This is a genomic window from Desulfuromonadales bacterium (assembly GCA_035620395.1).
Lineage (GTDB): Bacteria > Desulfobacterota > Desulfuromonadia > Desulfuromonadales > DASPGW01 > DASPGW01.
This window is the reverse complement of record DASPGW010000068.1, coordinates 1-22374: the sequence shown is the minus strand read 5'-3', so window position 1 is coordinate 22374 and position 22374 is coordinate 1. Positions and strand designations below refer to the sequence as shown.

16 protein-coding genes are annotated in these 22374 nt (G+C 62.5%); 4 read left to right on the top strand and 12 right to left on the bottom strand.

Annotated features, from left to right (window positions below; genetic code table 11):
- Positions 1-54: 54 nt before the first annotated feature.
- The 3 genes from VD811_04165 to VD811_04155 form a co-directional block, all read right to left on the bottom strand.
- Positions 55-2712, bottom strand: coding sequence for a valine--tRNA ligase (locus VD811_04165; protein ID HXV20174.1), 2658 nt, complete (start codon positions 2710-2712; stop codon positions 55-57).
- 166 nt (positions 2713-2878) lie between these two features.
- Entirely contained in the window at positions 2879-4297 is a 1419-nt protein-coding gene (locus VD811_04160) for a response regulator (GenBank protein ID HXV20173.1), read from the bottom strand.
- Positions 4298-4538: 241 nt separating this feature from the next.
- Positions 4539-5579 (bottom strand): deoxyguanosinetriphosphate triphosphohydrolase, encoded by a 1041-nt coding sequence (locus tag VD811_04155; GenBank protein ID HXV20172.1) that lies wholly within the window; start codon positions 5577-5579, stop codon positions 4539-4541.
- A gap of 384 nt (positions 5580-5963) precedes the next feature.
- Between VD811_04155 and VD811_04150 the strand changes: the two genes are divergently transcribed.
- The gene (locus VD811_04150) at positions 5964-6404 is read left to right on the top strand and encodes a MucR family transcriptional regulator (GenBank protein ID HXV20171.1); all 441 of its coding nucleotides are present in this window, start codon (positions 5964-5966) and stop codon (positions 6402-6404) included.
- A gap of 111 nt (positions 6405-6515) precedes the next feature.
- On the opposite strand, the gene VD811_04145 is transcribed toward VD811_04150, so the two are convergent.
- Positions 6516-6899, bottom strand: coding sequence for a DUF2914 domain-containing protein (locus tag VD811_04145; protein HXV20170.1), 384 nt, complete (start codon positions 6897-6899; stop codon positions 6516-6518).
- Positions 6900-7035: 136 nt separating this feature from the next.
- Here VD811_04145 and VD811_04140 point away from each other — a divergent pair, with 136 nt between their 5' ends.
- A complete protein-coding gene (locus VD811_04140) occupies positions 7036-7803 on the top strand; it encodes a PilZ domain-containing protein (protein HXV20169.1) in 768 nt (255 codons plus the stop codon).
- Here VD811_04140 and VD811_04135 read toward each other — a convergent pair whose 3' ends face one another.
- The 8 genes from VD811_04135 to VD811_04100 form a co-directional block, all read right to left on the bottom strand.
- Positions 7804-9018: a phosphopentomutase gene (locus tag VD811_04135; protein HXV20168.1), complete on the bottom strand. Its 1215-nt coding sequence runs from the start codon at positions 9016-9018 to the stop codon at positions 7804-7806.
- Positions 9015-9680, bottom strand: coding sequence for a deoxyribose-phosphate aldolase (gene deoC / locus VD811_04130; GenBank protein ID HXV20167.1), 666 nt, complete (start codon positions 9678-9680; stop codon positions 9015-9017). Before deoC ends, VD811_04135 begins: the two co-directional genes overlap by 4 nt.
- Positions 9681-9747: 67 nt before the next feature.
- A complete protein-coding gene (gene argJ / locus VD811_04125; GenBank protein ID HXV20166.1) occupies positions 9748-10947 on the bottom strand; it encodes a bifunctional glutamate N-acetyltransferase/amino-acid acetyltransferase ArgJ in 1200 nt (399 codons plus the stop codon).
- Positions 10948-10979: 32 nt separating this feature from the next.
- Entirely contained in the window at positions 10980-13673 is a 2694-nt protein-coding gene (gene secA, locus VD811_04120) for a preprotein translocase subunit SecA (protein HXV20165.1), read from the bottom strand.
- A gap of 212 nt (positions 13674-13885) precedes the next feature.
- Positions 13886-14755, bottom strand: coding sequence for a peptidoglycan DD-metalloendopeptidase family protein (locus VD811_04115; protein HXV20164.1), 870 nt, complete (start codon positions 14753-14755; stop codon positions 13886-13888).
- A gap of 97 nt (positions 14756-14852) precedes the next feature.
- Positions 14853-15311: an N-acetyltransferase gene (locus VD811_04110; protein ID HXV20163.1), complete on the bottom strand. Its 459-nt coding sequence runs from the start codon at positions 15309-15311 to the stop codon at positions 14853-14855.
- A gap of 62 nt (positions 15312-15373) precedes the next feature.
- Positions 15374-17035: a DNA repair protein RecN gene (gene recN / locus VD811_04105; GenBank protein ID HXV20162.1), complete on the bottom strand. Its 1662-nt coding sequence runs from the start codon at positions 17033-17035 to the stop codon at positions 15374-15376.
- 88 nt (positions 17036-17123) lie between these two features.
- Entirely contained in the window at positions 17124-17978 is an 855-nt protein-coding gene (locus VD811_04100) for an NAD(+)/NADH kinase (GenBank protein HXV20161.1), read from the bottom strand.
- Between the two features lie 157 nt (positions 17979-18135).
- Here VD811_04100 and VD811_04095 point away from each other — a divergent pair, with 157 nt between their 5' ends.
- On the top strand, positions 18136-19482 hold the full coding sequence (locus VD811_04095; protein HXV20160.1) for a replication-associated recombination protein A: 1347 nt from the start codon (positions 18136-18138) through the stop codon (positions 19480-19482).
- A 152-nt stretch (positions 19483-19634) separates the two neighbouring features.
- Positions 19635-21605: a cation:proton antiporter gene (locus VD811_04090; GenBank protein ID HXV20159.1), complete on the top strand. Its 1971-nt coding sequence runs from the start codon at positions 19635-19637 to the stop codon at positions 21603-21605.
- Positions 21606-22374 lie beyond the last annotated feature (769 nt).

The following is a 22374-nucleotide window of genomic DNA, read 5'->3' as shown; positions in this document are numbered from 1 at the left end:
GTCCAGGGCCTTGTCTGTTTTTAGCCGGGATGCTGCGACCAAAGGTCGCGTCCTCTATTTGAGCGCTCGGATCTTCTCCAGGCTCTGCTGCAGGATGCCGAGCTTCTCCTTCGCCTCGGCGAGTTTGCCGCGGTCCTTCTCCAACACCTCCGGCGGCGCCTTGGCGACGAACGCCTCATTGGTGAGCTTCCTCTCGAAGAGTTCGACATCCTTCTCGACCTTGGCGATCTCCTTGGCGAGCCGCGCCACCTCGGCATCGACGTCGATCAGGCCGGCCAGCGGCAGCAGGATCTCGACGTCGCCGGCCACCTGGGTGGCGGCCTTCTCGGGACGGGTGACGCCAACCCCGCAGACGATTTCGCCGACTCGGGCCAGGGCACGGATGTACCCTTCGCCGGTATTGAGGATCGCTTCCGAATCCGCCGACCTGCAGTCGAGCACGGCAGCAATCAGTTTACCGGGCGGCACATTCATTTCACCGCGGATGTTGCGGATCGCCTTGATCACGTCCATGACCAGCTCCATGCGCCGCGCCCCCTCGGCGTCGACGGGGAGCCCCTCGCCGGTCGGGTAGTCGGCGAGCATGAGCGAAGCGACCGGACGCGACCCCGGCAGGGCATGCCAGATCTCCTCGGTGATGAACGGCATGAGCGGGTGCAGCAGCCGCAGCAACTGCTCCAGCACGATGCAGAGGACCGCCTGGGCCCGGGCCTTGACATTCGGGTCGGCGCCGTAGAGGTCGTCCTTGACCAGTTCGATGTACCAGTCGCAGAACTCGTGCCAGGTGAAGGCGTAGAGTGTGCTGGCGGCGTCGTTGAACTTGTAGTCGGCCAGCGCCGCGTTGGTCTCTTTGGCGGCGGCGGCCAGGCGGGCGAGGACCCAGCGGTCGGCCAGCGAGAGGTCGAGCCGTGCCAGATCGGTCCCCTCGGGATCGAACCCTTCCAGGTTCATCAGGGCGAAGCGGGCCGCATTCCACAACTTGTTGGCGAACGCCTTGTAGCCGGCAATGCGCTCGGTGGAGAGCTTGATGTCCCGCCCCTGGGCGGCAAAGGCGGCGAGGGTGAAGCGGAAGGCGTCGGTGCCGTATTCTTCGATTACCGAGAGGGGATCGATGACGTTTCCCTTGCTCTTACTCATCTTCTGCCCCTGGGCGTCGCGCACCAGGGCATGGATGTAGACTTCCCTGAAGGGGACCTCACCCATGAACTTGAGACCCATCATCATCATCCGGGCCACCCAGAAGAAGAGGATGTCGAAGCCGGTCACCAGGCAACTGGTGGGGTAGAACTTCTTCAGCGTGAGGGTCTCTTCCGGCCAGCCCATGGTCGAGAAAGGCCAGAGCGCCGAAGAGAACCAGGTATCGAGAACGTCGGTCTCCTGGCGAATGGCGGCGCTGCCGCAAGTGGCGCAGGCGACGGCATCTTCGCGGGCGACGGTGATGGCGCCGCAGCCGTCGCAGTACCAGGCGGGGATGCGGTGTCCCCACCAGATCTGCCGACTGATGCACCAGTCCTTGATGTTGAACATCCACTCGTAATAGGTCTTCTCCCACTGGGCCGGGACAATGCGGGTGCGGCCGTCCTGCACCGCCCTGATCGCCTCTTCGGCGAGCGGCCCGACCTTGACGTACCACTGCAGGCTCAGGTACGGCTCGATCACCGTCTTGCAGCGGTAGCACTCACCGACGGCGTTGAGGTGATCGTCGATTTTGGCGAGCAACCCCTGCGCTTCGAGGTCGGCCACCACCTTCGTGCGGGCGGTGTAACGTTCCAGCCCCCGGTAGGGACCGCCGTTTTCGTTGATCACTCCCGACTCGTCAAGGATGTTGATCCTCTCCAGGCCGTGTCGCTTGCCGACCTCGAAGTCGTTGAAGTCGTGAGCCGGGGTGATCTTGACCACGCCGGTGCCGAACTCCTTGTCGACATACTCGTCGGCGACCACCGGGATCTCGCGGCCGAGCAGCGGCAGGACGACCGTCCTGCCGATCAGATCGGCGTAACGCTCGTCCTCGGGGTGAACGGCCACCGCCGTGTCGCCGAGCATCGTCTCGGGGCGGGTGGTGGCGACCACGAGAAAGCGCTCGCTCCCCTTGACCGGGTAGCGCAGATGCCAGAGATGCCCCTTCTTCTCGTCATGCTCGACCTCGAGATCGGAGAGCGCCGTATGGCAGCGCGGACACCAGTTGATCAGGCGATTGTCACGGTAGATGAGCCCTTCGTCGTAGAGGCGCACGAAGACTTCGCGCACCGCTTTGGAGAGTCCCTCGTCCATGGTGAAGCGCTCGCGCTGCCAGTCGCAGGAGGCGCCCAGCCTTTTCAGCTGGTTGATAATCTGGCCGCCCGATTCGGCGCGCCACTGCCAGACGCGTTCGACGAAGCGCTCGCGGCCCAGTTCATGGCGATCTTTCCCTTCGGCGGCCAATTGCTTCTCCACCACGTTCTGGGTGGCGATGCCGGCATGGTCGGTTCCCGGCATCCAGAGAACCTCGTGACCGGTCATCCGCTTCCAGCGCGCCAGGATGTCCTGCAGGGTGTTGTTGAGGGCATGCCCCATGTGCAACACGCCGGTCACGTTGGGCGGGGGGATGACGATGGAGTAGTGGGGCTTGGCAGCGTTCTCGTCGGCATGGAAAAGACCATTCTTCTCCCATGCCTCGTACCATCGCGCTTCCACCTCATGCGGTTCGTATCCCTTGGCGAGCTTCGGTTCCATAGCTGGCTAATCCTTCCGATGTTTCATTTTCGGGCGCCCGACGGGCGAAATGGACTTGAAGAAAAAGGAATGGGGATTTTAGCAATCCCCATTCCCTGCGTCAATGCTGTGGTATGTAAGGCGAGACTGGATGACCCGGTCCTGGACCTAGGACTTTGGACCAGCCTTATTGCGCCCCTTCCTTGATCTTGCGAATCTCTTCCTTGACCAGATTTTCGGCCAGATCGGGGACCACTTCCCAGGCGATTTTTTCCAGCACGGAACCGGCCAGCCGCTCGATCATCGAACCAGCCACCCGCTCCACGATCTGCCTCAGTTCTTCCTCGGAAAAGGCACGGACCCGCTCCTCGACGGCAGCGGCAACCACCGGCGCAGAAGCCGGCGCCGGTTCGATGGCTGTTTCGGCAGGGGTGACGAAGAACTCCCCGGCAGCCGGCGCCGAAGGCTCGATGGCGACGACGCCCGGCCCTTCGGCGATCCCCCACTCGGGACCTTCCTCGGTCAGAGCGAACTCCTCTTCGAAGGCAATCGGCTCTTCGCCAATCACCGATTTCTCCTCGAAAGCCGGCAATTCCCCGAATTCGACGGGTGCTGCCGGCGCCTCGACGGGGAGGGCCACCTCTGCCTCGGCAAAGGTGAAGTGTTCCGCGGCCGGGGGTGCCGCCATTCCGGCAAGCTCCTCCTCTTCGAGGATATCGAACTCATCAAGGGGCAGGATATCTTCTTCAAGTTCCTGCAGTTCGTCGGCGGCCATCGGCGCCAGGGGTACCTCCTCGTCTTCGAAGATGAATTCTTCCATCGCCGGCGGAGCTCCGAATTCGGCGGGCGGCGCCACCTCAGCGAGCGACTCCTCCTCGAAGAGAAATGACTCTTCGGTGATGGCAGCCGGCGGTGCTTCGGCAACGGCTTCCTCCTCTTCTATGGAACCCCAGATGTCCCCGGCAGTTTCGTCGAGGGAATCCCCGGCCAGCAGGTCCTCTTCATCAAACGAGACCGCCCCCCAGATGTCCTCCTCGAACGCCGCCGCTTCCGCTACCGCCGGCGTCACCGGCTCAGCAGCGGCGTAACCCTCGGCAAAGACGTCGGCAGCCTGGACCGTCTCGGCCTCGGCAGCTCCGGATTCGGCCAGATCCTCCCAGATATCGGCAGCAGCTTCGGGCGCCGGGACAACGGCCACGGCCGGCGGCGGTGCGACGACCGGCGCCGCCGGCTGTTGTGACCGGGCCAGCAGCTCTTCCACCCGGTCGATCAGGGCCTGGGATTCGAACGGTTTGGCTATCCAGCTGTCGGCACCTGCTGTCCGGGCCTTGTTCTCGTCGAACGGTTCAAAGGTGCCGGTCAGCAGCAGGACGGGAACACCCCGGAGCGTCGGTTCCTGGCGAACGGCGGCACAGAGTTCATAGCCGTTTTTGCCGGGCATGAAAACATCGGCGAGAATCAGGTCGGGATTTTCGCTCCGGGCTTTTTCCAGCGCCGCATCACCGTTGTCGACAACGGTGAGTTCGTAATCCTCATTGGCGAAAGTTATGCCAATGACCTTCTGGATGGTGATACTGTCGTCGGCCAACAACAGTTTCTTCCTCATTCAAGCCTCCTTGCTCCCGCTTCGGGAGGGTGCCGCAAAATATATTCTGTGCAGCGCCGGCATCAGGGCCTCTGCTTCCGGCAGCGGACAGCGCTGACCGACGCGGGTATCAGGCTGATTCCGTCATGCTGTCACTCTCTGCCAGTTCGCAAAAAATGGGCACAAAGCGCCCTAAACGCTACCATACGCCCCTTTCGGGTGTCAAGTTTTTTAACCGGGAATTTCAAGGGGTTATGACATGTCACAGGAGCTTCCAGGGCTGCGGCAGAAAGAGCCTTTGGTAAAGATTCATAGCAAAACGGTCGGTCATGCCGGCGACAAAATCGCTAACGGAAACCACCAGAGGATCTCCGGCGTACCGCCGCCCTCCCTGGGCGAGCAACAACTCCTCATCGGCAGCAAAACAGTGAAAAAGTTCACGCAGGATGCGCGATGCCTTGACGAAATCGTCATGCACCGTGTTGACCCGGTAGACATGCTCAAAGAGCCAGTCGCGCAGATCGCTCACGGCCATGCTCACCATCGGCGAAAGTCGGATTTCGGAACCACCGGTGGCCAGGGAGGCTTCGATCATGTCCCGGACCATGGTATCGATACGCCGGGAGTGACTGTCGCCCAGGACCCTGGAGACGACTCCGGGGATCCGCCCCGCATCGATCAACCCCGCTCGCAGGGCATCGTCCAGATCATGGTTGACATAGGCGATGACATCCGCCAACCGCACGATACGCCCCTCAAGGGTGGCAGCCAGCACTGCCGGATCATCGTTCAGCAGCGGCCCCCTCCCCTTCGAATGTTTCAGGATGCCGTCGCGCACCTCGGCCGTAAGGTTGAGTCCGGCCCCGTCCTTCTCCAGCACTTCGACCACCCGCAGACTCTGCCGGACATGGCGGAAACCGCCGGGGACCAACGCATCAAGCACCCGCTCGCCGGCATGGCCGAAGGGGGTATGCCCCAGGTCGTGGCCAAGGGCAATCGCCTCGGTCAGGTCTTCGTTGAGAGCCAGGGCACGCGCCACGGTGCGGGCGATCTGCGAAACTTCCAGTGTATGGGTCAGGCGGGTGCGGTAATGATCCCCCTCAGGGGAAAGAAAAACCTGCGTCTTCTGCTTGAGACGCCGGAATGATTTGCTGTGGAGAATCCGATCACGATCATGCTGAAATGCGGTCCTGATCGAACACGGTTCCTCGTCGTGCAGACGACCGCCGCTATGGCCGCTGAGACAGGCAAAACGGGATAGGGTTTCCTTCTCCCGACGTTCGAGAAGCGTGCGAATGTTCATCTGCAAAGGTCCTGAAACATCGAAATGGTCAGAGCGTTCATTCTATACCCCACCTGATTGGACCGTGCAAACAAATTGTCGATACCCGCTCAACCTACCCTCAAGGTCGACAGTTGTGACCTGACCAGAAATAAATGCATGTGCGGTTCATTCGGAGTCCCAAAGAACCTCGTTCGGTGGGCTAGGGAAAAGTGATTTTCTGGGGCTGTCAAGCAAACCCAAACCGCAAACGAATCTGACTCAAGAACAAAAACGAATCGTATCTAACCAAGATTTATCAGAAAATAATGTCTTTTCTCTTGATTTTAAAAAAAATTGTTGTATTAGTAATGTCACTTTCAAACACAATCTGGAATAAGCTTATCCAAAACAAGGAGGAATAACATGGCAACACTGCTCGAAATGGCCGCAGAGATCGTCGCTGCCCATGCATCCAGCACCTCTCTGACCAAGGAGGAGTTGATCGCCGAACTTTCGGAAATCCACAAAGCTCTCGCCGCGCTCGAAAAAGGCGAATCCGTAGTTGCCGAGGTCGTCGAGGAAGCAGCAGGGGCACCAGCCATTTCCCGGAAGAAGGCCTTCGGAAAAGACAAGGTGGTCTGCATGCTCTGCGGCAAGGAGATGAAGACCCTGGCCCGGCACCTGAAAACCACACACGGGATGAAACCCGGCGAATACCGCAAGCAGTTCGACATCCCCCGCACCCAGCCGCTGGCCGCCCGGTCCTATTCCGAAAGTCGTCGGCAGATGGCTGTCGACCGCGGCCTCGGTGAGAATCTGGCCAAAGCCCGTGCGGCCCGCGGCAAGGGGAAAAAGAAAAAGTAAGCGGCTCTACTTCTGCGACAAAAAAGCGCCCCGGCCAGGGGCGCTTTTTTGTCGCAGACACTTCCGCTTCGCATTTTTAGACGGCTGCTCGGCGGCAAAGGCTTGCCATCCTCAGTTGAGGGTAAAGGAGATGGACTTCAGCAGGTTCCCTTCGGGACCCAGCACATCGACTTTCCAGTCGCCGGCCGACCCGGGTAAAATCGTCTTTTGCGACCATGCACGCCAATCGCCGGAGCGGACCGGCAGCTCGATACGCGACATCTTCACCCCACGCAGATACCAGACGTGGGTAATCGAAGTGTCGGCAGCGGCACCGGTCACTCGCGTGAAGCAGAAAAGCCTTTCCACGGACGACGGGTAGGTCTGGATGGCATCAACCGGGGCACGATCAATGACTTGCGTCGTGATCACGGCCTCCCGCACCTCCAGGGCCAGGGCAGTCACCGGCAGGCAACACAACAGCAAAAGAAACATAATCAGCTTGCGAGTTTCCATCTTTCCCTCCTTTTCGAAAATACCGTACGGTCTGTCAATCTCCCGAGGGGGCGCATCAGTGCATGCCAACCTTTCCACTTGACCAACCCGGGGGACTAATTTACATTCTCTCCAACGCTACCGCAAGGGACCAACCATGAAACGCCTGCTGATCGGTGACAAAGGTGAAGAACTTCTATCGACTCTCGAAGTTATCCTGCGCCACTGGGGATATCGGGTTCTCGTGTCGTCCCGTCCGGCACAGCTCGAGGAACTCATCAGGGAGACATCGCCGGATCTCCTCGTCATGGGCGCCCGGCTGCTCACGGAGCCGGGCAGTTCTCTCACGCGGGCAGTGAACCGCCACGTCAACGAAGGAAACAAGCCGCTCATCGTCCTCCAGGAGGGGCAGACTACCCCCCCCATTGCGGTTCCGCATGAGACGCTGGGGGTCCCTCCCGACCTCTTCTCGCTCTTCTCCCTGATTCAGAAACACCTGGAAAAGCATCCCCGTCGCAATCTGCGCCTGGCCATCCAACTCCCAGGCATGCTCTGCACCGGGGAAAGCTGCCATCTCGCCGAGGTTCTCAGCCTCAGCACCAACGGCCTTTTCGTCAAAACCGGCTTCCGGCCTGCCAAAGACGCCCAACTGCGGGTGGTCATTCCGCTCATGGGGATGCAGCAGGAGTTGGAGCTCGACGGCCGTATCCTCTACCGGGTCGAACCCGGCCCAGACAACAACTACTTCCAGGGAATCGGCATCGAGTTCGCCGAACTGAGCCAGGAGGCCCTCCTGGCGCTGCAGGCGTTCCTCGAACAGCGCTTCATCGGCGACCTGGCCACCCGTCCCGGCGACGGACAACTCCGCCTCGCTTCGACAAAAATCAAAGAAGACGAGCTAACGCTGCGACTGGATCCGACCTGATCAAGCCCTGACTTTTCCTGGTTTTGTTTCAGCGCTAAGCTCCGCCAGCACGCTCTGCCCCCCTCCCTCCCACACCAGACCGAACGCCTCGGCGACTGTAGCTGCCACGTCGGAGAAACTCTCCCTTTCGCCCAGATTCCGGCCGGCTGCCAGTCGCCTATGCCAGACCAGCAGGGGGACGAACTCGCGGCTGTGGTCGGTTCCCGGCGTTGTCGGATCGCAGCCGTGGTCGGCGGTAATCAGCAGCAAATCATCATCGGCGAGAGCGGCCAGCAACGTGGGAAGCCAGCGGTCGAAGTCTTCGAGCGCCCGACCGAAACCGCGCCCGTCGAGACGATGGCCGTAGAGCATGTCGAAATCGACCAGATTGGTAAAGAGGAGCCCACGCCCGACCTGTTCGAGAGCGGCCAGCGTTTTTTTCATGCCGTCGGCGTTGCTCTCGCTGTACACGTAGTCCGTGATCCCCCGACCTGCGAAGATATCCCGGATTTTTCCCACCCCGTAGACAGTGAGGCTGGCGGCGGAAAGAAGATCGAGAACGGTCGGCGCCGTCGGCGGCAGGGAAAAGTCGTGCCGGCGGGAGGTCCGCTTGAAGTCGGCAGCACAGGTGCCGAGAAAGGGACGGGCGATCACCCGGCCGATCCGGTAAGGATCAAGCAGCCGCCGGGCGATGCGGCAGATCTCGTATAGCCGCTCGACCGGAATGATTTCTTCGTGGGCGGCAATCTGAAAAACCGAATCGGCGCTGGTATAGATGATGGGACGGCCGCTACGCAGATGCTCCTCGCCCAGACGGCGGAGGATCTCGGTGCCGCTGGCGGCGACGTTGCCCAGGGGGTCGAGCCCCGTCTCCCGGCGAAAGGCGGCGATGATCTCGGCCGGAAACCCTTCCGGGTAGGTCGGAAAAGGCTCCTCCTGCTCTACTCCGGCCAATTCCCAATGCCCCGTCGTGGTATCCTTGCCGGCGGAGCATTCGCGCATCCGGCCGAAGCCGGCGGTAGGCGAATCGGCAGGGGCAACGCCGGGCAGTGGCTGGATGTTGCCCAGGCCAAGCTTCCGCAGCGTCGGCAAATGCAGGCCGCCGCAGGACTCGGCCACATGCAGCAGGGTGTTGGCGCCGGCATCGCCGTAGCGTTCGGCATCGGGGAGCGCACCGACCCCTACGCCGTCGAGAGTGATGAGGACCACCCGCCGCCAGGCCTTGCCCGCTCTCATTGCCCCTCCTCCAGTCGCCACTGGCTCAGAATGGAAATGCCCGAACTGCTGCCGATGCGGGTCGCGCCCGCCATCAGCATGGCTCTGCAGCTGGCCCAGTCGCGGATGCCGCCGGCGGCCTTGACGCCGATACGGCCGGCCGCCGCCGCTGCGAGCAGGCGGACATCGGCAACGGTGGCGCCGCCGCTGCCGAAACCGGTCGAGGTCTTGACATAGGCCGCCCCAGCCGCCACCACCCGCTCGACCAGCGCAGTTTTGAGCGGATCATCCAGGTAACAGCACTCGAGGATAACCTTGACCCTGGCGCTGCGGGCGGCTTTCGTCATCTCCCGGATCTCTGCCGCCACCGTCTCCAGATCCCCCGCAAGAGCCGCGCCCAGGTGAATCACCATGTCTATCTCAGTGGCGCCGGCAGCCACCGCCTCCTGTGTTTCGCCGGTTTTGGCGGCAGTGGTGCTGTAGCCGAAAGGAAAGCCGACGACCGTCCCGACTGCCACTTCCGAGCCATAGAGACGAGCGGCGGCCAGCGGAACATAGACGGGCGGGATACAGACCGAGGCGAAGCCATATTCCACCGCCTCTTCGCAGAGTCGGCAAATCTGGTCGGCGGTAGCATCGGCTTTGAGAAGGGTATGATCAATATAGCGAGCAGGGGAGATCATTACAAGTAGGAGGGATGAAGGAGGAAGGAGGAATAAATGTTCATCCTTCCTCCCTCATCCTTGCCTTTCAGGTTCTGTACGACGCGTTGCACTTGACGTAGTCGTAGGTCAGGTCCGAGGTAAAGTAGGCCGACCGGCCGGGGCCTAGGTGCAGGTCGATGGTGACGGTGAACTCGGGAGTCTTCAGCACCGCCGTCGCCTGCTCCTCCAGCTCCTTGCCGGTGCTTACCCCGCCGCGCACAACGGGCACCTCGCCGAAGAAGATCTCGACCTTGTCGGGGTCAACCTCGGCGCCGGAATAACCGACAGCGGCGATGATCCGGCCCCAGTTGGCATCCTCGCCAAAGAATGCGGTCTTGACCAGGCTGGAGGTTGCCACGCTGCGGGCGGCGAGCCGGGCTTCGGCGTCGCTGAGTGCACCCCGGACCACCACCTCCACCAGCTTGGTGGCCCCCTCGCCGTCCTTGACGATCATCTTGGCCAGATCGAGCAGCACCGCCGCCAGTTCGCCAGCGAAGGCATCACCCTCGGCGCTGCCGCCGCGAATCTCGCGATTGCCGGCCAGACCGTTGGCCAGCACGATGACCATGTCGTTGGTGGAAGTGTCACCATCGACGGTGATGCTGTTGAACGACCGCTCCACCGCCTGGCGCAGCGCCTGGTCGAGAAATCGGGGGTCGACGACGGCGTCGGTGCAGACGAAGGCGAGCATGGTGGCCATGTTGGGGTGGATCATTCCTGCCCCCTTGGCCATGCCGATAATGGAGTAACCCTGGCCGTCAACGGTGCCGGCGGCCGAGGCGAGCTTGGCAAAGGCGTCGGTGGTCATGATCGCCTCGGCTGCCCGGCCGGCGTGTTCGGCATTGAGTTCCGAGGGGAGCAGGGGGATGTGCCGCTCGAACTTCTCCATCGGCAGGGGCGCACCGATGACTCCGGTGGAGGAAACCGCCACCAGGTCTTCGGCGATACCGAGGGCGTGGGCCGCCAGCTCGCCGCAGCGCAGCGCATCACGCAGGCCCTGTTCGCCGGTGCAGGCATTGGCGTTGCCGCTGTTGACAAGAATCGCCTGGCAGCTCCCCTGGCGGATCCGGGGGTTGGTGACGACCACCGGGGCGGCCACCACCTTGTTGGTGGTGAAAACCCCGGCGCAGCGGGCCGGGACTTCCGAATAGATCAGCGCCAGATCGAGTTTTCCCGACTTCTTGATTCCGGCCGGCCGGGCGGCGAACTTGAATCCGCGAACCTTGACGATGCCCTCTTTTTTCATGGCAGCTACCCCGCTTGGTTTTCCCAGGCCTGCTATTTCCCGCAACATTTCTTGTACTTCTGCCCGCTCCCACAGGGGCAGGGGTCGTTGCGCCCCACCTTGTCCTCCTCGCGGGTCACCGGCTTCGGCGCCTGGTCGCCGCCACCGGCCCGGCTCAGCACCAGCCGGCGCCGGCGCTGTTCGGTTTCCTCCATGCGCTCGACGTCGTCTTCGCGGGCGAGCTGGACCCGGAACAGCTTCTGGATGACCTCCTGGCGGATGCGCCCCATCATCTCCATGAAGAGGCCGTAGGCTTCCTTCTTGTACTCCTCCTTGGGGTTCTTCTGGCCGTAGCCGCGCAGGCCGATACCCTCTTTGAGGTGGTCGATGGAGAGCAGGTGGTCCTTCCACTGGACATCGATGGTCTGCAGCAGCAGAACCTTCATCAGGTGTTCCATGACCGGCGGGGTGAACTCTGCCTCCCGTTCGGCCAGGCGGGCGGCAACCTGCCGTTTGAGCCGTTCCTCGAGCACGGCCTGGGTCAGGCCGCCTTCGGCGGGGTCGGAGAGCTCGGCGGGAAAATAGAACTGGTTGGCGAAGTCTTCCGTCAGGTTCTCCCAGTTCCAGTCGGTCGGCGGGGTCTTCTCCGGGCAGAAGGTCGATACCATGTCCTCGACCGCCTCGGCAATGATCCCCTCGATCGTCTCGCGGATGTTCTCCCCGGCCAGCACCTCTTTGCGCTGGGTGTAGATCACCTCGCGCTGCTTGTTCATTACGTCGTCATATTCAATGAGGTGCTTGCGGATTTCGAAGTTGTGCCCCTCCACCTTTTTCTGGGCATTTTCGATCGCCTTGGAGATCATGCCGTGCTCGATCGGCTCATCCTCCGGGATGCGCAGCTTTTCCATGACGAAGGCGACCCGGTGCGAGCCGAAGATGCGCAGCAGGTCGTCCTCGAGGGAAAGGTAAAAACGGCTCTCCCCGGAGTCACCCTGGCGCCCCGCACGGCCGCGCAGCTGATTGTCGATGCGCCGCGACTCATGCCGCTCGGTGCCGAGGATGTAGAGGCCGCCGGCCGTGCGCACCGCCTCCTTTTCGGCAGCGCACAGTGCGCGATATTTCTCCAGCAGCAGGGCATAGGCTGCCTCAGGGTCCTCGGCGGTGGCCGCCTCGCGCCGGGCGAGCATCTCGGGATTGCCGCCGAGCACGATGTCAGTGCCGCGGCCGGCCATGTTGGTAGCGATAGTGACGGCCCCTTTGCGACCGGCCTGGGCAACGATCTCGGCTTCCTTCTCGTGATGCTTGGCATTGAGCACATTGTGCGGGGTCCCCCGCTTCTTGAGCATCTCCGAAAGCAGTTCCGACTTTTCAATGGAGATGGTGCCGACCAGCGTCGGCTGCCCCTGCCGGTGGCGCTCCACGATATCCTCGATGGCCGCCTTGAACTTCTCCTTCTCGGTCTTGTAGATGACGTCGGACTGGTCCTTGCGGACCATCGGCCGGTTGGTCGGGATGACCATCACCTCCAGCTTGTAGATCTCGGCGAACTCGGCCGCCTCGGTATCGGCGGTGCCGGTCATCCCCGCGAGCTTGTCGTACATGCGGAAATAGTTCTGGAAGGTGATCGTGGCCAGCGTCTGATTCTCGCTTTCGATCTTGACCCCTTCCTTGGCCTCCACCGCCTGGTGCAGCCCGTCGCTCCAGCGCCGTCCCGGCATCAGCCGGCCGGTAAACTCGTCGACGATCATCACCTCGCCGTCCTTGACGACATAATCGACATCCCGCTTGAACAGGGCGTGGGCCTTGAGGGCCTGGTTGACGTGGTGCAGGATCTCGATATTGCGCGGTTCGTAAAGATTCTCAACGCCGAGCAGCTTCTCCACCCGGGCGACACCCTCCTCGGTGAGTGCCGCCGACTTGGCCTTCTCATCGATGGTGAAATCGCCGGTGTATTCCTTGGCTGCCGGACCGATCTTGCCGTCGCGGTGCTCGATTACCTCCCCCTTCTTGAGCATGGGAATGATGCGGTTCACTGCGTAATAGAGTTCGCTCGACGCTTCGCTCGGCCCGGAGATGATCAGCGGTGTACGCGCCTCGTCGATGAGAATTGAGTCGACTTCGTCGACGATCGCGTAGATATGCGCCCGCTGGACGTAGTCCTCGAGGGCGAACTTCATGTTGTCGCGCAGGTAATCGAAACCGAACTCGTTGTTGGTGCCGTAGGTAATATCACAGCCGTAGGCCTGTTTGCGCTGGGCATCGGTGAGGCCGTGGACGATCACGCCAACGGAGAGGCCAAGGAAACGGTGAATCTGTCCCATCCACTCCGAGTCGCGGCGGGCCAGATAGTCATTGACGGTAACGACGTGCACCCCTTTGCCGGGGAGGGCATTGAGGTAGGAAGGCAGGGTTGCCACCAGAGTCTTCCCCTCGCCGGTCTTCATTTCGGCGATCTTGCCGGCATGCAGCACCATGCCGCCGACCAGCTGGACATCGAAATGACGCATTCCGAGTACGCGCTTGCCGGCCTCGCGGACCACGGCGAACGCTTCGGGAAGCAGGTCGTCGAGTGATGCCCCCTGAGCGAAGCGCTGGCGGAACTCGACGGTCTTCCCCGCCAGTGCCTGGTCGGATAGGGCCGATATCTGCGCTTCAAGGGCATTGATCCGGTCGACCAGGGGCTGCAGGCGCTTCAACTCACGCTCATTCTTGCTCCCGACGACTTTCTTCAGCAGTGCACCTATCATCAAAGGACTCCATTCGGTTCGAATCGGCCCGGCCGGTCAAGGCCAGGCGCTGATGTGCGGGGACCCCCCGCTGGAAAAGGCACGGAATTTTAACACAAGGCAACCACTCCCACAAGGAGAAAGGGCACCTTGGTGGCAGCTTCGGAAGCACAAAAAAGGCCCCGGCGAGGCGGGGCCTGGATTGGCTGGCGCAGGGGGTTCAGGGAGGGGGTTCAGATGAATTTCCTGGGATTGATCGGCACACCGTTCAGGCGTACTTCATAATGCAGGTGCGAACCGGTGGAACTGCCGGTGTTGCCGACAGCCGCAATTTTGTCGTTGCGCTTGACCCGCTGGCCAACCTTGACGAAGATCTTGGAGTTGTGGGCGTAGTAGGTTTTATAACCATAACCGTGGTCGATGACCACCAGCTTGCCGTAACCGTCGGCGGTTTCCGCCTGGCTGACGATGCCGTCGGCAGAGGCGAAGACGGGGGTACCGGTGCGGGCGGCAATATCAAGCCCCTCGTGCATCGTGAGCCTGCCGGTAAAGGGAGAGTGGCGCATGCCGAAGACCGAGGTTACCCAGCCTTTGGCCGGCCAGCCCCTGGGCTTGGCGGCGAGCAGTGAACGCTGATCGTTGAGAAACCCCCGGATCTCTTCCTGACTTTCCCGGCGCAGATCGATCGACTGGCGGAGTTGGTCGATTTGCTGCTGCAGCGCGGTGAACTCGGTAGCCGCATCTTCCTCGGCGGGTCCGCCGACACCGACCAGGACATCGTTACGCGGCTTGGAAAGCTGCGTCATGACCCTCACTTTGGCATCATTCTGGGCGAGAACGACAAGTTCCTGGCGCAGATCATCGAGACTGGCGGCCAGACGGCGCATCTCCTTCTGCTGATTGCGGTTCTGTGATTTGAGATGGTGCAGTTCGCTGCGGTCAAGGCTCGTACGGAAGTAATCGACGAGCAGCAGGGAAATGGTCAGGACCAGGACCAGGGTGACGGCAAGACCCGCCTGAAGGAAACCGCGTCGGATGCCGAAACGGCGTACCCGATGGGATCCTTCGGGGATGACCAGTATGGTAAACTTTTTGGCAGACAAACTATCCTCCCTTGAACAGCAACAATACAAAGACTGGAATTCGGGATTGTAGATTAATAGAGGAGCCCACCCGAACCTGTCAAGCTTTTTGCCGTCACTAATCCGCCTGGAGCTCGATGCTCATGGCGATCTCATCGCACTCGGGAAACTTGGCGCACTTCATACAGTCTCCCCAGATCTTGTGCGGCAATTCCGACTTTTCGATCGTGTGAAAGCCTAGTTTTTCAAAAAAACCGGGCTTGTAAGTGAGGGCAAAGACCCGCTTGAGACCGAGCTGCCGGGCTTCCTCCAGACAGGCCTGAACCAGTTGGCGACCGATTCCCTTACCCCCCTGCTCTTCGACCACTGCCAGTGAGCGCACCTCGGCCAGATCCTCCCAGCAGATATGCAGGCAGACGGTCCCGACTACGCTGCCGTTCTCCTCGCAGACATAGAAATCGCGGATCGCCTCGTAGATGTCCGACAAGGAACGGGAGAGCATCAGTCCGTCCTTGGCATAGGTGTTGAGCAACCGGTGAATCGTCTTGGTGTCTGGAATGCGGGCTTTGCGGATCATATTGAACCCGTGATTGATGGTTGAAATTGGTGAAGCAGCTCTAGGCCCCTGGCATTTAACAGCTACGAGCTATGAGCTATGAGCTCCCTGGCGTGCTCGAGGGTCCGATCGGTAATCCTGGCGCCGCCAAGCATCCGGGCCATCTCCCGGACCCTCTCTTCTGCTTCGAGCAGAACGAGATCCGTGCGGGTTCGTCCCCCCGTCTCCTGCTTCTCCACGCGGTAATGACGGTCAGCATAGGCGGCGACTTGCGGCAGATGGGTGATGCAAAGCACTTGCGAAGTCCGTGCCACCGCCCGCAGCTTCTCGCCGACAGCGGTGGCGGCGACCCCGCCGATACCGGCATCGACCTCATCGAAAACGAGCGTGGGGATCGCCTCCCCCTCCGGAGCGGCCCGCTTGAGGGCCAGCATCAGACGCGACAACTCGCCCCCGGAGGCGATGCGGCCAAGCGGTTTCGCCTCTTCACCGGGATTGGCAGAGAAAAAGAATTCACCGCGCTCCAGCCCCCACGCACCCGGTTCGCCGAGCGACGAAAAGTGCACCTCGAAGCGGGCACGGGGCATCGCCAGGGCCTGCAATTCGACTTCCACTGCCGACTGCAGCTGACGGGCCGCCGCCTGCCGACGCAAGGAGATCTCTTCGCCGAGCTGCCGCAGAAGACTCTCCACCTCGACCCGTTGCTTCTGCAGCCCCCCGCGAGCGGCAACAAGATCGGATAGTTCCTCAATCTCCCCCTCGATGCGGGCCAGATAAGCGATGATTTCCGGCAGCGAAGGCGCATACTTGCGCTTGAGACTGGCAAGCAGCGCCAGCCGCTCCTCCACTTCCTGCTGGCGACCGGGTTCGAAGGCGGTGCGCCGTGCCTGGTCACGCAACTGGGCGGCCACATCCTCTAATGAATATAGGGAACTGCGCACCGCTTCGGCCAAATGGCCGAGCGGGGGAGCGATTTTTGCCAGCCCCTCGAGCTCGTCGGCAACCGCTCCCAGCTTCTCGCAGACCGCCCCTTCCGCCGCGTAGAGGATTTCGTATCCTCCCTCGGTAGCCGCTGCCAGGCGTTCGGCATGCTGCAGCAGCAGCCGCTCGGCGGCCAGATCCTCGTCTTCGCCCGGCCGCAGGTTCGCTTCGGCGATCTCCCTGCGCTGGAAGCTGAGCAGGTCGAGGCGTTGCTGCCGCTCCCGCTCGGCCGTTTCCAGGCGCCGCAGATGTTCGTCAAGTTCGCGCAACCGGCGGTAGAACCCCTGGTAATGCTCCAGCGCCTCGTCCAGCCCGGCAAAACGGTCGAGCAGCCCCAGATGGGTGTCGCTGCGCTGCAGGCTCTGGTGTTCGTGCTGGCCGTAAATGGTCACCAGTTGGGCGCTCAGCGGCTGCAACTGGGCCAGCGTCGCCAACGAACCATTGACGTAGATGCGGTTCTTGCCGGATCGGGCGACTACCCGGCGCAGCACCAACTCGGCACCGGCCTCGAAACCGGCAGCCTCCACTGCCTGCTGCAGCTCCGGACGGGCGCCGAGATCGACCACTGCCTCGACGGTCGCTTCCTCCTCACCGGTGCGGATCAGGTCGGGGCGTGCCCGGTCGCCCAGCAGCAGGCCGACGGCGTCGATGATGATCGACTTGCCGGCGCCGGTCTCCCCGGTCAGGACGTTGAAGCCGGGGCCGAAGGCGACCTGCAGCCGGTCGATGATGGCGAAATTACGGATTATCAGTTCGGTCAGCATAAAAAAAGCCTATGAAGTCCCTGGTCCAAGGTCCCGGTTCCAGGGCCCGAGGGCTTGGAACTGCGGACTCGGGACCAGGGACTCGCGACTATCTTTCCCCCCATTTCAGCTTGGCGCGCAGAACCTCGAAATAATCTTTGGAAGGACTCTTGACCAGGCGGGTACTGCTCTTCGACTTGCACACCTCGACCACGTCCCCCCCCCGCAGCGGCATCCCGACCTGGCCGTCGGCGGTGATGGCGACATCCTCCTCCTGGAACTTGACTTCGATACGAATGATCGATTCATCGGCGACGATGATCGGGCGGTTGGTCAGCATGTGCGGACAGATCGGCGAGATGACCAGGCAGTGCAAGCCGGGATAGATGATCGGGCCGCCGGCGGCGAGGTTGTAGGCGGTGGAACCGGTAGGGGTGGCGATGATCAGGCCGTCAGCCTTGAAGGTGGTCAGATAGGCGTCGTCCACCCACGCCTCCATGTCGATGATCCGCGCCAGCGCCCCCTTGTTGATGACGACGTCGTTGAGGACCCGGTATTGGCCGATCTCCTGGCCGCCACGGCGCACCACCGCCTTCAGCATCATCCGCTCGGAAACCCCGTACTCACCCTGCAGCACGCGCTCCAGAGTGGGGTAAAGCTCGTCCAGGGTGACCTCGGTAAGAAAGCCCAGGCTGCCAAGGTTGACGCCGAGGATCGGAATGCGCAGCGGCCCCACCTGACGGGCGACCGAAATCAGGGTGCCGTCGCCGCCGAGCACGACAATCAGCTCGACCATGGCCGGGAGGGCGCCGCCGGGGTAGCCGGGTCCTTCTCCCATCGCCTCGGCCAGGGGTTTCTCGAGAAACACCTGAATGCCCCGCTCCTGCAGCCAGGCTGCGAGCTCCCGGGCCACCTTGACCGCTGCGGGGTGGTTGCGCTTGGCGTAGATGCCGATCCGTTGCATGGGTATCCTTTCCCCAGATGGACAGATTGAGGAACTTACCACAGCATTCCGGCAAAGTCTATCGCTTTCGCCCACTTACGGGAAACCCGGACTTGTGGCAACCGGATAGCTGTGCTAGAGTCGGCTCGACTGCCCGGCCACGGAGAAGACGACCCGCATGGACCTTTTCGATCAAAACTCACGAGACCGCCGCGACGCCCCGCTGGCCGAGCGGCTGCGCCCGACCACCCTCGCCGAGGTGGTCGGCCAGCGTCACCTGCTCGACGAAGGGAAGCCGCTGCGCCGCCTGATCGAGACCGACCAGCTCGCCTCCCTCATCTTCTGGGGGCCGCCGGGGACGGGGAAGACCACCCTGGCGCAGATCATCGCCCACTCGACCAAGAGCAACTTCGTCTTCTTCTCGGCGGTCCTGCAGGGGGTCAAGGAGGTGCGCGAGATCGTCAAGCAGGCGCAGGAGGAGCGGCGCTACCACAGCCGCCGGACGCTGCTCTTCGTCGATGAAATCCACCGCTTCAACAAGGCCCAGCAGGACGCCTTCCTCCCCTGGGTGGAGCGCGGCGACGTCATCCTCATCGGCGCCACCACCGAGAACCCCTCCTTCGAGGTCATCTCGGCGCTCCTCTCCCGCTCCCGCGTCTTCGTCCTCTACCCCCTCGACCCGGCGGACATCCGCATTCTGCTGGAGCGCGCCCTCACCGACCCCCGGGGACTGGCCGAGCGGAATCTGCAGGTGACCGAAGAGGCGATGGAATTCCTGGCCGAGCAGGCGCACGGCGACGCCCGGGTGGCCCTGAACACCCTGGAGGTGGCCGCCGCCATGGCCGGGGCAGAGGAGATCGACCTGGAGACCGTGCAGGGAGCATTGCAGAAACGGGCGCTGCTCTACGACAAGGGGGCCGAGGAGCACTACAACGTCATCTCCGCCTTCATCAAGAGCCTGCGCGGCTCCGACCCCGACGGCGCCCTCTACTGGCTGGCGCGGATGCTGGAAGCGGGCGAGGACCCGCTCTTCATCGCCCGGCGGATGGTCATCTTCGCCTCCGAGGACGTCGGCAACGCCGACCCGCGCGCCCTGCAGATGGCGCTGGCGGTGCAGCAGGCGGTGCACTTCGTCGGCCTTCCGGAGGCACGCATCAACCTCGCCCAGGGGGTCACCTACCTCGCCACCGCCCCCAAGAGCAATGCCTCCTACATCGGCATCAACGAGGCCCAGGCCGAGGTGCGCAAGAGCGGTGCACTCCCCGTCCCCCTGCACATCCGCAACGCCCCGACCCAATTGATGAAGGAACTGGGCTACCACCAGGGCTACCGCTACGCCCACGATTACGCCGGCGGGATCGCCGCCCAGGAGCACCTGCCGGAGGCGTTGGCCGGGCGTCGCTTCTACCGCCCGACCGAGCGCGGCTACGAGAAGCTGATCAGCGAGCGGCTACAGTACTGGGAGGAAATCAAAAGGGGAAAGAGTCCCGGCGGCAATAAACCGGACGGTGAAGAGGGCGCCTGACCTGTCCAAGGATGGTCCGAATCAAATGACCAGACGATTGACTGTCGCTTCCGGCTGGCCCACCGCCTGCTCTCTGGTATAGTTTTCGAGACCCTTGCCGCTGGCGACCAACACGCTCGGTCCTGCCAAAGAGTCATCCCCCGGGGACCTTCATGCCCGAACTCGGCTTCCTGCGCGATATCGTCATCCTGCTCGCCATGACCCTGGCCGCCGCCTGGCTCTTCAGCCGGCTGCGTCTCTCGCCCATCATCGGCTACCTGGCGACGGGGGTCCTGGCCGGTCCGCACGGCCTGCACCTGATCAAGGCGGCCAACGTGGTGGAGGTGATGGCCGAGGTAGGGGTGATCCTGCTGCTCTTCACCATCGGCCTGGAATTCTCCTTCTCCCGCATTTTGCGCCTGAAGCGGCTGATGCTCGTCAGCGGCACGACCCAACTTGTGGTCACCGGTGCCCTGATCTTCGCCGCCGCCCGCCTCATCGGCCTGGAGAACGCCGCCGCCTGGACCCTGGCCATGGCCCTGGCCGTCTCTTCCACCGCCATCGTCCTCAAGCTGCTGCTCGAAGGCGGGGAGGTCGACACCGCCCACGGCCGGGTCTCCCTCGCCATCCTGATCTTCCAGGACCTGGCGGTGGTCTTCTTCCTCGTCGCCCTGCCGCTGCTCGGTGAAAGCGCCGGCGGCTTCTCCGTCACCGGTCTGAGTCAGGCCGTCCTGCTCCTCGGCGGACTCCTGCTTTTCTCCCGCTTCGGCCTGCAGCCGCTGCTGCGCGGCGTGCTCCAGGCCCGCTCGCCCGAGCTGTTTCGCCTCACCGTCCTGGTGCTGGTGCTGGCCACCGCCTGGGTCACCGCCGAGGCCGGGTTGTCGCTCGCCCTGGGGGCCTTTCTGGCGGGGCTGGCGCTGGCCGAGTCTCCCTATGCCTACCAGGCATTGGGGGACATCCTCCCCTTCCGCGACACCTTCCTCGCCGTCTTCTTCGTCTCCATCGGCATGCTGGTCGATCTGCGCCTGGTCGTCGACAGCTGGCCTCTCATCCTCGGTGTCTGTCTGGCCCTCTCCCTGCTCAAGGCTTTGGCGGCCGGCGGCGCCGCGCTGCTTTCGGCCTACCCGCTGCGCATCGCCGTGCTCTGCGGCCTGCTCCTCTTTCAGGTCGGGGAGTTTTCCTTCATCCTGCTCAAGCAGGCCCTCGCCCTGCAACTGCTGCCGGAGGCGGTCTACCAGACAACCCTGGCAGTCATCGCCCTGACCATGGTTGCCACTCCCCTGCTGGCGCGCCATGCCCCGGCCCTGGCGGCCGCCCTGACTGCCCGCTTCGGTTGGCGGGGCGATCCGGAACTGCGCGAAGAGACCGGCAACCTTGAGGGTCATGTGATCGTTGCCGGCTACGGCCTCTCGGGACGCAACCTGGGGAAAGTACTGCGCGAAATGCGCATCCCTTATCTGCATATCGAACTCAACGGGGAACTGGTGCGGCAGGGTCGGCAGGCGGGCGACTTCGTCCTCTATGGCGACGCCACCTCGCCGGCGGTGCTGGAAGGGGCGGGACTCGGGCGGGCGCGGGCGCTGGTGCTGGCAATCAACGACCCCACGGCCCTGGCCCGCGCCATTCGCACCGCCCGCCAACACCACCCCGGCCTCTACATCCTCGCCCGCACGCGGTTCGTCGGGGAACTCGACTACCTCACCGCCCTCGGTGCCGATGAGGTGATCCCCGACGAATTCGAGTCCAGCCTGCAACTGGCGGCGGTGCTGTTGCGCCGCTTCGGCCTTGCCGAAGGGCGGATTCTGCAATTGCTGGCGACCCTGCGCCGTGAGCATTATGAAAAATTCCGCCGGGTCGAGGAGGTCCCCCCCGATCTGGCCGGCTATCTCTCGGTGCTGGAAGGGGGGCGGATCGAATTCCAGGCGGTCCCGGCCGACTCTCCCTGCCTCGGCCGGAGTCTGGCCGAGCTCGCCTTCCGCAGCCACACCGGCGCCACTGTCGTCGGCGTCGTCCGGCACGAGAGGACCATCTACAGCCCCGATGCCGGCCTGCGCCTGGAAAAGGGCGACACCCTGATGCTGCTGGGGACGGAGGAGAACCTGAACCGGGCACGACAACTCCTGCATGGACAAGACCTTGCCTAGGAAGCCACCCTCGCCCGCTGATCACCAACAACAAACCGAAGATAAACAGGCCCGGTATTTTCCGCAATATCGATGACAGCGGCGGCCTGAACCTTCTTGAAAAGACGGCAGCAAGCCTCTCCGCACATTATCGCATTTGGGTCACAGCACTACGCCGACATCCGGGGCCAGGACTCGGAACTCAATCAAGAGAATGAGCAAATCAATGTCACTTGAAAGCTATCTCCAAATCAAAACCATCTGCCACAGTCATATAATCCTCCCTGATGCTCCGTAACCATCTTTTTTCTTGAAGAAAAAACCAACAAAACGTATATTCGCAGCATTGAGACGCCAGGTCTCGATCAAAGGGCTGCGCGGTGCTTCCGGAAGCATTTCAGCCTGGCGTTTTTAAGACACAACTTTCGTTGCCGCGAATCACAGATTTACGGGTGGCCGAGAGCAGACTGGTAAGCCATGGCCGTCCAGTATTGGTTAAGACAGGAGGGGAGAAAGCTGGACCTGCCGCCACCCAGGAAGGTCTTTCCCAAATTTTTCCTGGGTGTTATCAAGATTCCGGGCCAACTCGAGACGCCATGTTTTTCCGAAGCCAATGGAAAAAGGCGGGCAAAATCAAGTCGGCACCATTGTAATCCTTCGCGGAGTGGCTTGTTATCCTATGAGGAATTCCGTGTCCCCCCGAAAGGGACACCCGCCCGTTGCTCCTGGCTAAGGGAGTTGGGCGAATTTGGAGGAAGCGGTAGCTTGCTGTGACGGTCGGAAGCGTCCA